Raw genomic sequence first — 10,501 nt, 5'->3', positions numbered from 1 at the left:
CTTAGGTGTCTTCATAATAAGTACCTTACGTCATTTATTATTATACCCATATTCTAGATTATAATACAAACAATTCCTCCATTGGCATCATTAACGATTTTCTGCAATGTCTCCTGCAATTTGTCTCTAGCATCATCAGGCATTCTATAGATCTTGTTCTGAAGGCCATCATTAACTAGATCATGTAACGATTTTCCGAAAAGATTAGTATCCCATATCTTAGTTGGATCGGTTTCGAATTCACTCATCAAATAGTTAAGAAGTTCTTCACTTTGTTTTTCTGTTCCTACTATTGGTGAAACTTCTGTCTGGATATCACATTTGATCATATGAATGGTTGGTGCACTCGCTTTTAATTTAACACCGAATTTATTGCCTTGTTTTACGATTTCTGGTTCTTGCAATGATAATTCATCAACCATTGGTGTAACAATTCCATAACCTTTTGCTTTTACTTCATTAAGTGCTGCTGATACTTTATCGTATTCTTCTTTTACTCTACCTAATTTCTTGATTAGTGACATGAATTGATATTCACCTTTTATTTCAGTTCCCATGAGGTCACTTAGAATATCATAGTAATAGTCATCATTAAAGTTGATGTCAACATCTGCACATCCTGTGGATAGGTCAATCTTATCTAATTTTACTTTAGTTATATATTCATTTTCTACAATTAGGGTATCTTCTTTTTTAAGGTCTCTGATTGCATCAACTGAACACATGATATCTTTTACTGAATCAATTAATGAAGCTTTTAACCAATGGTCATTGTCTAGCATTTCAATCCATTTAGGTACATTGAAATTAACTTCTGATAATGGGAATTCCAATAAAACGCTTTCTAATATTTTAATGACATCTTCTTTTTTCAACTGGTCACAGTTAACAGGTAATACAGGAACATTATATTTATCTTCCAATTCAGATGCTGTCAAAGTAGTATCGTCTGAATATGGTCTAAGGGAATTCAGAATCACAACGTAAGGTTTATTCAATTTCTTCAACTCGTCAATTGTTCTCTCTTCTGCCTCTATATAATTCTCTCTTGGTATTTCTCCAAATGAACCATCAGCAGTTACAACGATTCCTAAAGTCGAATGATCGTTAATAACCTTTTTAGTTCCTATTTCAGCCGCTTGAGTGAATGGAATATCATAATTGAACCAAGGTGTTTTTACTTTTCTTTCTTCATCATTCTCAAGATGTCCTGTAGCTCCTTCAACCATATACCCAACACAATCAATCATTCTTACATTGAATTCAACATCATCAGATAATGTAACTGTTGCAGCTTCTTGAGGAATGAACTTAGGCTCTGTAGTCATTATTGTCTTTCCAGCTGCGCTTTGAGGAAGCTCATCCTGTGTTCTTTCCTTGCTATGTACATTTTCTATATTAGGCAACACTAATAAATCCATGAATCTTTTGATGAATGTAGATTTACCTGTTCTAACGGGTCCTACCACTCCCATATAAATTTCTCCGTTTGTTCTAGCTCTAATATCTTTATAAATATCGTACTCTCCCAACATATATATCCTCCCTATAAGTATTCTTATATATAAATATATGATATATATGTTGGATTATGACAGCCTATATATATATTTTATGAATCAATGGGGACGGTCCTTTTTGATTCAACCAGATAATTATAGCCTTCTTGATAATAGATTATTATCAAGAAGGCTGAGTTATGTAAAAACAACTATTTTATTTTATGTCTTTCGCCAAAAAAACTGCTTATAATAAGAACAATACCGATAATAAAAAAAGCTATTGCTATTTTGTTATCTCCTACACTTGGGCTAGTTCGAAAATCAACTATATTACTGAAAATAGGGGCAAAATTAGCGGGTCCATCCCCTAAGTTAATTAATGCATCACTTCTTGTCCTCCATATCAATACATACAGATATCTTTCAAATTCATATATTACTCCACCTATTATAAAAAATATGAATCCAAAGATTAATCTTATGTTTTTACTCTTCATTACATATAACCTCCTTTATTATACTCCTTTATTTTGAAATGATACGGTATGTTAAAAAATAATTATATAACTAGAAACAGTTGCTGAATTATATTGAATCATTGGGGACTGTCCCTATTGATTCATAATAAATCCCCTTGGATAAATAATTATTTACTGTCTATCCAAGGGGAGTCTTATATTAAATCAATTTGTATATTCAATTTTCTTATCTCTAATCATCAAATCCTGAACAGCCTTCTTAGTTTCCTTACCACCAAACAGTACTTCATTGACCTGTCTGATTATGGGCATTTCAACTTTATATTTAATAGATAGATCAAGGGCCGCTTTTGCTGTGTATACACCTTCGACTACCATCTTAACTTCATCTAGTGCTTCTTGCAATTTGTACCCTTTTCCTATTAATATACCAGCTCTTCTATTACGGCTGTGCATACTTGTACATGTTACAATCAAATCTCCTATACCAGATAATCCACTGAAAGTCTGTTCATCAGCACCCATAGCAATACCTAACCTGCTAATCTCTGTTATACCTCTTGTCATAAGTGCAGCCTTGGTATTATCGCCGTATCCTATACCATCAGAAATTCCAGCAGCCAGAGCAATAACATTCTTAAGTGCTCCTCCCATTTCTATACCTGTTACATCAGAACTTGTATATACTCTAAAATTAGAGTTCATAAAAATATCTTGTACTTTTTTAGCTGTTTCATGGTCTTTAGAACCTGCAACACAAGTAGTTGGTATATTCCTCGATACTTCTTCAGCATGACTTGGACCAGATAATACTGCAATATGATTATTAGGCATTTCTTCACCAATAACATGAGCCAAAGTATATAGTGTAGTATCTTCTAAACCTTTTGCAACGTTAACAATAATCTGATCTTCCCTAACAAACTGCTTCATCATCTTTGCTGTATTTCTAACAAATTTTGAAGGAACAGCCATGACAAGTAATTCTTTATCATCAATCGCTTCTTCAAGACTGTTGGTTATAGTGATATCTTGTGGAATATGTATACCTGGAAGTTTTGATTTATTCTCTCTTGTTTCATTTAATTCTTTTACTTCGTCTTCAATAATGGACCATATGGTAACATTATGTCCGTTACTGTTTAGTAATATAGCTAAAGCCGTTCCCCAGCTTCCTGCACCCAAAACAGATACAGCCGCCATTTTGATCACCTCTCATAAATCATAATATTATTCTTTTTCAGATAAATCCTTTTTATGTCCTAGCTTATTCTCCGTACCATTAAGTAATCTTTTTATATTAGCTCTATGTTTATATAGAGCAGAAATCATTAATATAACACCTAATATAATATATTCCGGCGTATCAGTATGAAATATTGCCATAAGAATCGGAATTGATATTGCCATTAATATTGAACCAAGTGAAACATATCTTGATATAAAAATAACAACAGCCATTAATGCGATAATGATTAAACCAATTCTTACATCCACTGCTAGTAACAACCCAATGGTTGCTGCTATTCCTTTGCCACCTCTAAATCCTAAGAATACAGGCCAATTGTGACCTATCACAACGCCAACACCTGCATAATACCCCATAAGAACATCATCGAAGATAAAGGAACAAACTAACACCCCTATAACAGCTTTACATACATCCATAAAAAATGTAATTATTCCTGCTTTCCAGCCCACAACTCTAATAACATTGGTAGTTCCTGCATTACCGCTTCCATATTTTCTTATATCCAATTGTCCTTTAACACGACTGATGATATAAGCTGATTGGAAACATCCAATAAGATAACCAATTAATAAGCTAGCAATTATCTTCATCTATTTATCCTTTTCCTTTCTTTCTCTTATAATAAAATGAATTGGAGTTCCCATAAAACCAAATGATTCTCTTATCCTATTTTCAATATAACGCTTATAAGAGAAATGCATCAGACTCTTGTCATTCACAAATATAATAAAAGTAGGTGGTTTAATAGAAACTTGTGTTATATAATATAGCTTCAACCTCTTACCTTTGTCAGAAGGAGGCTGATTCATAGCAGTTGCATCATATAGTACATCATTAAGAACACCTGTAGAAACTCTAAGAGCATGGTTTTGGATAACAATATCAATATTCTCAAATAATCTCTTGATTCTAAGCCCTGTCAATGCAGAAATAAAGATTTTGGGAGCATAAGTCATATAACTAAGGGTAGTATCAACGTCGTTAAGATACTTGTACATAGTTTTATCATTTTTTTCAATAGCATCCCATTTATTGACAGCTATAATGGCACCTTTACCTCTTTCATGCGCTATCCCTGCTATCTTGGCATCTTGTTCAGTGATTCCTTCTATAGCATCAATCAATAATACAACAATATCCGCATTTTCTATAGCTGTGACAGTTCTTATTATACTGTATCTTTCTAGTCCTTCTTTTTCTATTTTATTCTTTCTCCTTAAGCCCGCAGTATCAACAAAAATATATTCGTTTCCGTCATATTTGACTACAGTATCAATAGCATCTCTGGTTGTTCCTGCAATATCACTTACTATAACTCGTTCTTCACCAAGGAGTTTATTGATTAATGAGGATTTTCCTACATTAGGTTTTCCTATTACTGCTATTCTAGGTATATCGCTTTTTTCATTATCAACATCTTCCTCGTCAAAATGTGCTACTACTTCATCTAGCATATCACCTATTCCTGTAGACTGTGCAGAAGATACTGCATAAGGTTCGCCTAATCCTAGATTATAAAATTCAAATACATCGTATTGTAGTTTTTGTCTATTATCAACTTTGTTAACACATAGAACAACTGGTTTATGTGCACGTCTAAGCATATCTGCAACTTTATAATCCGCATCAGTAAGCCCTGTTTTGATATCAACTACAAAAATAATGACATTAGCCGTTTCAATAGCTATCTCAGCTTGTTTTCTCATATAAGAAAGCATTTTATCATCTGTAGTAGGCTCAATTCCTCCAGTATCTATCATGGTAAAATTATATTTCAACCAATCTACATCTGCATATATCCTATCTCTAGTAACACCTGGTGTATCTTCAACAATAGATATCTTAGATCCTGCTAATTTGTTAAATAAAGTAGATTTTCCTACATTGGGTCTTCCTACTATGGCCACTACCTGTCTACTCATATATAAGTACTCCTTATCCTAATATATTTCTAATAAAATCTTGTCCAGTTGATTTTACAACAGCGACATTCACTTGTAAAGTGTTTTCTATATCCGTTATTGTAACATCATCAAGTAAAGTTTCTTCACCACTTCTTAGTACATTACAAGGTAAAAGTAATTTATCCCCTAGTTCTTTATCTTGCAACTGCTCAATAATATCTTTTCCTGTAAGCAATCCTGATACGGTTATATTATGCCCAAAGAAATTATTAATAATAGGATAGATGTTTACTTTAACTTTCGGAAATTTCTTATTTAATTTCTCCACCATAGCTCTTATCATGTCATAAGCTAGTATCCCAGTCACTATTGATATGTTTTTTTCTAATTGGTCATTGGTACCAATTTCATTATAACACAATTCAAACTCATCAATCAATAACCTTGACATACCTACGCCATTTTCTAATTGCAGATAACCGTCATAATTATTTTCATCTGGAATAGGTTTTTCTGCCATAAGGTAGAACTCATCACCAGCATGAATAAAATGAGTCCCTTTCTCCTCATATATGATATCTTGCCATTTATGAATGATATCAAGTACTTGGTTTGCATCTTCCTTAGTAAAAGACTCAAGTTCATATAGTCCATTTCTGTATTTGGAAAGTCCTACAGGAACAACTGATACACTTTGCATATGTGGTATGAATTCTCTTAATTTATCTATGGAATAATCCAGTTCCTTACCATCATTTATTCCTTTACAAAGAACTATTTGTCCGTTCATTGTTATACCTGCATCATAGAATTTTTTCATATATGCAATCAATCTATCTGCAAATCTATTGTTCAACATCTTTTTTCTTAGTTCCATATTCATTGAATGTATGGATATGTTAATAGGTGATAAATGATATTTAATTAATCTGTCAACATCCTTATCTTTCATATTGGTAAGTGTAATATAATTACCTTGTAGAAAAGACAATCTTGAATCATCGTCTTTAAAATAAAGTGTATCCCTCATACCTTTTGGTAGCTGGTCTATGAAGCAAAAAATACATTTATTGCTACATGATTTATATTCATCCATTAGATCATTTTCGAATTCAATGCCTAATCCTTCATTATAATCCTTTTCTATCTCAAGTAACCACTCTTCACCATTATCTTTTAAGATAAGTACTTCAAGATAATCATCATCTACAAAAAAATGATAATCAAGAGCATCTTCAATTGATTGATTATTGATTGATATTAATTTATCACCAGGTTGTATTCCGAGTTCATAGGCAATACTGTCTTCTTTTACATGTATAACCTTATGAAAACTATCTTTCATTTAAAGTCATTCCCTTCAGTCATACCACTACTTAAGCTCCATTATAGCAGCTAGACTGCCTCTTTTGCCATTACTTCCTCTATGGGAAAACATTTCGTCTTTGCTACATTTAGTACAGATATCCGTAATAGTGATATTCTCTGTTTTTATTCCTACATCTAGTAATATTAACTTATTAGCAGTCCATAAGTCAATTAAATATTTATTTTTTATTCCATCAGATATAATTTTTTTCTGACTATCTTCATCAAATATCTTTCTAAATTCATTGACAACTTCAATATCCACTTCAAAACAGCACGGTCCAATTGATGGACCTATGCAAACAAGTATATCCTTGACATCACAATTAAATTCACTAACCATCTTGTTTATAGTTTTAGCTGCTATCTTAAGAACCGTACCTCTCCATCCAGCATGTGTCAAGGCTATTACCTTCTTTATTGGATCTAAAAAATAGAGTGGTACACAATCAGCGAAAAAAGTTACTAGAGGAACCTTAGACTCGTTAGTTATTAATCCATCAACACCTTCAATATCACTCTCTTTAAATATACCTTTGCCTTTATCCTTACTTGATATTACTTTAATAACATCTCTATGTACTTGATTAGAAAAAACCAAGTCTTTATAATTAATACCTACACTACTACACAATATCTCAAAGTTCTTTCTAACGTTTTCGTCTAAGTCTCCTCTATTAAACCCAAGATTCATACTCTTAAAAATCCCATCGCTAACACCTCCAAGTCTAGTACTAAAACAATGGTTAGTGATTCTTGCGTTATCAAATGCAGGAATCGTTAAATATACCAGATCGTCTGCTCTGTTCACTTTAAACACTTCTGAATTCATTTTGCACAACCTTTCCATCCATATATAACTTTCTAATTACAATTAAATGCATCTTTAACAACTCTTATTTTATCGTTAATTATCTCAACTACATCAAATCTAATATCAAAATTATACATGTGCTTTATTTTAGTATAGTACATCGCCGTTTTTATTATCCGTTTTTGTTTATGATATCCCACAGCTTCTATAGGATATCCTTTTTCAGTATTTCTACGATATTTAACCTCTACAAAAACAAGATAATTCTTGTCTCTGCCTATGATATCTATTTCTCCGAATCTACATCTATAATTTCTGTCAAGTATCCTATATCCCTTTTCAATCAAAAATCTAGTTGCTATCTCTTCACCTTTACTCCCAACTGCTCTATTGTTTGTTCCCATAAAATCACCTATACCTATGACATAGTTTTATAAACATCATCTAAATCGCCTACGAATACTAGAATTTCAGCTACTATCTGATACAATTCAGGTGGTATCATATCCCCGATATCTAGTTTTGTCAAGGCATCTACCAGTTCTTCATCTTTATAGATAGGCAAATCAACTTTTGATGCATTTTCAAGTATCTTATCTGCTACTATACCTTTTCCCTTAGCGATGACAGAAGGAGCTGTTTCGTTAACATCATATTTTAATGCAGCCGCTTTTTTTATTTTGTTCTTATGCACTATAACACCAACCTCTATTACTTAAGTTTACACTCTCATGTCAAATGTATATCTCTTAACACTTTTATTATCACTTTTCCTTTTCATAAAATCCTTTACGAAATCAAAATTCTTATTATTATTAATAACAGTCAGTCCCATTATATTGTAATCATAGCTGATTATTTTTTTATGAAGGTTGATAATATGATTGTCTATAACATTTTTCGTTTTATCATCATCTACATAAAATTTCAATTCTATGTTTTTTTCAAGTTTGTTTATATATACATCAATATGTCCCAAATTCACATAATCAAGTCTCAGTAAAGCTGATATCGAATTATTGTTAGCCTTTTTTCTAGGACTTTTTTTGTTTTCAAAAATATATAGTTCACTACCTACGAGTTTATTATTGAATTTAAATGGTAGTTGAACATAATTAAAATTGCTATTAAGATTGTTCATGAATTCTATGTTGTTTTTTATCTTTGCAGCATCTTTTGATATGGCACTATTCTTCCCGTTCATTGTACCTTGTGTCAATTTAAGTATATTTACGACTTTATTATATATATCATTAAAGTATTCATTAATTAGTTTTGGATCATTAAGAGCATTTTTGGATAGATATATGTTTTTGTCTACAGCAGTCTTTAATAATCTATTGGTAATATTATTCATAATATGCTTCTTGATTTCTTCTTTAATCTCAAGGGCAAATATTTCTTGCTGTAATTTTTCCATAGTTAAATCTTTTGATAGATCTAATGTATTATTACCTTTTAATGTATATGTATTATTTATTTCATCTTTCAACTCATCAATACCTTCTTGTGATAGAATATCTCCGAGTTTTTCCATATTTACATCATTGGTTTGGTTTGATATGACATCAGTGGATACTTGTTGGTTTTTAACGAATTCACTATTTAGTTTTGCATCAACCATTTCACTAACTTCTTGGCTACCAACATTAAGACTCATATCTTCTGAACTACTCTTAGTATCTACAGTACTGAAGTCACTGTCACTATATGTAAAAATATTTATCAATTTCTGTTTAACATCCACATTTATATGTTCATCATCTATAATATGGTTCGCTAGACTTATCATATCTTGCTTGATGGAATTGTTATTTTTTATATAATTGTTGAGTTGTTCTATATTTTCTTCCGTTACTGGAATATCATTTTTTAAAAGTAATATTAATTTATCAACATCAGTATCTTTGAATTGTCTAGTCAGCGTTAGTATCTTATTAATGAACTCTTTATCAATCTTCATATTGTTATTTAGAAGCTTATCGACTATTTCAATATTTTTATTATTTACGGTAACATTCGCTTCTTCTAAAATCTGTGATAACTTATTGCTTTTTGGATTAGAACTTTCATCCATAATAGGTTTTAGAAGAATCTGTTCCATATTGGATTCTTTTACTTGAAACATAACTTTTTGACCGATACTAAATTCCATCTGATCAGTTAATTTAGCTGTTATTACAGTGGAATTAGCCAATCTTATCAATATGTTTTTTTGTTTTATATCAAGTACTTCTCCTTTTAATATTTGTCCCTTCTGGAACTCTCTACCACTGACTCTAGAGATTTTGGAAATGTCAATTACCTTATTGATTTGTCTATTATAATTAACCCGCATAATCACTCATCCTCTCATATAAAGTAATTTGCAGCATTATATTACAATATAGATTTAATAAAAGACCTTCTATGTATAGGACATGCTCCATATTCTTTTAATGCTTCTATATGTTCTTTCGTACCATAGCCTTTATTCTTAGCGAATTTATACTCTGGAAAAAGTTCATCGTAATCTTTCATCAATCTATCTCTATATACTTTTGCAATTATACTTGCCGCTGCAATTGAAATACTTTTTGCATCACCTTTTATAATAGCTTCTTGAGGTATCTGAATTTTTGGAATCGTTACAGCATCAACTAATACCATATCTGGTTCAACTTCAAGTTTACTGATGGCAGATATCATTGATTCATAAGTTGCATTTAATATATTAATATCGTCTATGACTTCTACACTCGACATACCTACACTTACAGAAATAGCTTTTTCCATTATAATGTCATATAACTGTTCTCTCTTTGCTTCTGTCAATTTTTTTGAATCGTTTATATACAATATGTCTACATCTTTAGGAAAAATAACTGCTGCACTGACTACTGGTCCTGATAAAGGGCCTCTTCCAACTTCATCTATTCCACATATGTATTTTTTATCTGGATATTTATTTTCATAGGTTTTCATCTTGTCAGTACGCTCTATTTCTTTTTCATAATCTGCAATTTTCTTTTCGTACCTATCAATCAATTTCTTGACACCCAAACGTTCATCAACCTTTAACATATTCAATTTATTTTCTAAATAACATATTGGTACGTTATCAAGCATATCTTTTATATCGGAAATTGTCATTTTAGTCATTATAGTTTTATATCTCCTTTTAATAAAATATATCATATTAA

Annotated in this window: 11 protein-coding genes; all 11 read right to left on the bottom strand. The window is 31.3% G+C overall.

Annotation, left to right across the window (positions count from 1 at the left end; all coding sequences use genetic code 11):
* Positions 1 to 53: 53 nt before the first annotated feature.
* A complete protein-coding gene (gene spoIVA / locus QMG30_RS21335) occupies positions 54 to 1,532 on the bottom strand; it encodes a stage IV sporulation protein A (protein ID WP_281819024.1) in 1,479 nt (492 codons plus the stop codon).
* A 179-nt stretch (positions 1,533 to 1,711) separates the two neighbouring features.
* On the bottom strand, positions 1,712 to 1,999 hold the full coding sequence (locus QMG30_RS21330; RefSeq protein ID WP_281819019.1) for a hypothetical protein: 288 nt from the start codon (positions 1,997 to 1,999) through the stop codon (positions 1,712 to 1,714).
* Positions 2,000 to 2,185: 186 nt separating this feature from the next.
* On the bottom strand, positions 2,186 to 3,184 hold the full coding sequence (locus tag QMG30_RS21325) for an NAD(P)H-dependent glycerol-3-phosphate dehydrogenase (protein ID WP_281819018.1): 999 nt from the start codon (positions 3,182 to 3,184) through the stop codon (positions 2,186 to 2,188).
* 27 nt (positions 3,185 to 3,211) lie between these two features.
* Complete coding sequence (gene plsY, locus QMG30_RS21320) at positions 3,212 to 3,823, bottom strand: glycerol-3-phosphate 1-O-acyltransferase PlsY (protein ID WP_281819016.1); 612 nt, start codon at positions 3,821 to 3,823, stop codon at positions 3,212 to 3,214.
* Complete coding sequence (gene der, locus QMG30_RS21315) at positions 3,824 to 5,155, bottom strand: ribosome biogenesis GTPase Der (protein ID WP_281819015.1); 1,332 nt, start codon at positions 5,153 to 5,155, stop codon at positions 3,824 to 3,826.
* 13 nt (positions 5,156 to 5,168) lie between these two features.
* Entirely contained in the window at positions 5,169 to 6,482 is a 1,314-nt protein-coding gene (locus QMG30_RS21310) for a DUF512 domain-containing protein (protein ID WP_281819014.1), read from the bottom strand.
* Positions 6,483 to 6,509: 27 nt separating this feature from the next.
* Positions 6,510 to 7,337 (bottom strand): peptidoglycan editing factor PgeF, encoded by an 828-nt coding sequence (gene pgeF / locus QMG30_RS21305; protein ID WP_281819013.1) that lies wholly within the window; start codon positions 7,335 to 7,337, stop codon positions 6,510 to 6,512.
* Between the two features lie 32 nt (positions 7,338 to 7,369).
* Complete coding sequence (locus QMG30_RS21300) at positions 7,370 to 7,723, bottom strand: YraN family protein (protein WP_281819012.1); 354 nt, start codon at positions 7,721 to 7,723, stop codon at positions 7,370 to 7,372.
* Between the two features lie 14 nt (positions 7,724 to 7,737).
* Entirely contained in the window at positions 7,738 to 8,013 is a 276-nt protein-coding gene (locus QMG30_RS21295; protein WP_330680813.1) for an EscU/YscU/HrcU family type III secretion system export apparatus switch protein, read from the bottom strand.
* Between the two features lie 27 nt (positions 8,014 to 8,040).
* Positions 8,041 to 9,657 carry a hypothetical protein gene (locus QMG30_RS21290; RefSeq protein ID WP_281819011.1) on the bottom strand — a complete coding sequence of 539 codons (1,617 nt, stop codon included), beginning with the start codon at positions 9,655 to 9,657 and terminating at the stop codon, positions 8,041 to 8,043.
* A 41-nt stretch (positions 9,658 to 9,698) separates the two neighbouring features.
* On the bottom strand, positions 9,699 to 10,460 hold the full coding sequence (rnhB, locus tag QMG30_RS21285) for a ribonuclease HII (protein WP_281819008.1): 762 nt from the start codon (positions 10,458 to 10,460) through the stop codon (positions 9,699 to 9,701).
* Positions 10,461 to 10,501 lie beyond the last annotated feature (41 nt).

The organism is Vallitalea longa (assembly GCF_027923465.1).
GTDB classification, from domain to species: Bacteria; Bacillota; Clostridia; order Lachnospirales; family Vallitaleaceae; genus Vallitalea; species Vallitalea longa.
This window is presented reverse-complemented; position numbering and strand designations above follow the sequence as displayed.

Excerpts from the sequence above, each read along its gene's own strand:
- QMG30_RS21290 (WP_281819011.1), bottom strand. The coding sequence starts at position 9,657 with ATGCGGGTTAATTATAATAGACAAATCAATAAGGTAATTGACATTTCC.
- rnhB (WP_281819008.1), bottom strand. The coding sequence starts at position 10,460 with ATGACTAAAATGACAATTTCCGATATAAAAGATATGCTTGATAACGTA.
- QMG30_RS21300 (WP_281819012.1), bottom strand. The coding sequence starts at position 7,723 with ATGGGAACAAACAATAGAGCAGTTGGGAGTAAAGGTGAAGAGATAGCA.
- QMG30_RS21325 (WP_281819018.1), bottom strand. The coding sequence starts at position 3,184 with ATGGCGGCTGTATCTGTTTTGGGTGCAGGAAGCTGGGGAACGGCTTTA.
- plsY (WP_281819016.1), bottom strand. The coding sequence starts at position 3,823 with ATGAAGATAATTGCTAGCTTATTAATTGGTTATCTTATTGGATGTTTC.
- QMG30_RS21310 (WP_281819014.1), bottom strand. The coding sequence starts at position 6,482 with ATGAAAGATAGTTTTCATAAGGTTATACATGTAAAAGAAGACAGTATT.
- der (WP_281819015.1), bottom strand. The coding sequence starts at position 5,155 with ATGAGTAGACAGGTAGTGGCCATAGTAGGAAGACCCAATGTAGGAAAA.
- pgeF (WP_281819013.1), bottom strand. The coding sequence starts at position 7,337 with ATGAATTCAGAAGTGTTTAAAGTGAACAGAGCAGACGATCTGGTATAT.
- QMG30_RS21330 (WP_281819019.1), bottom strand. The coding sequence starts at position 1,999 with ATGAAGAGTAAAAACATAAGATTAATCTTTGGATTCATATTTTTTATA.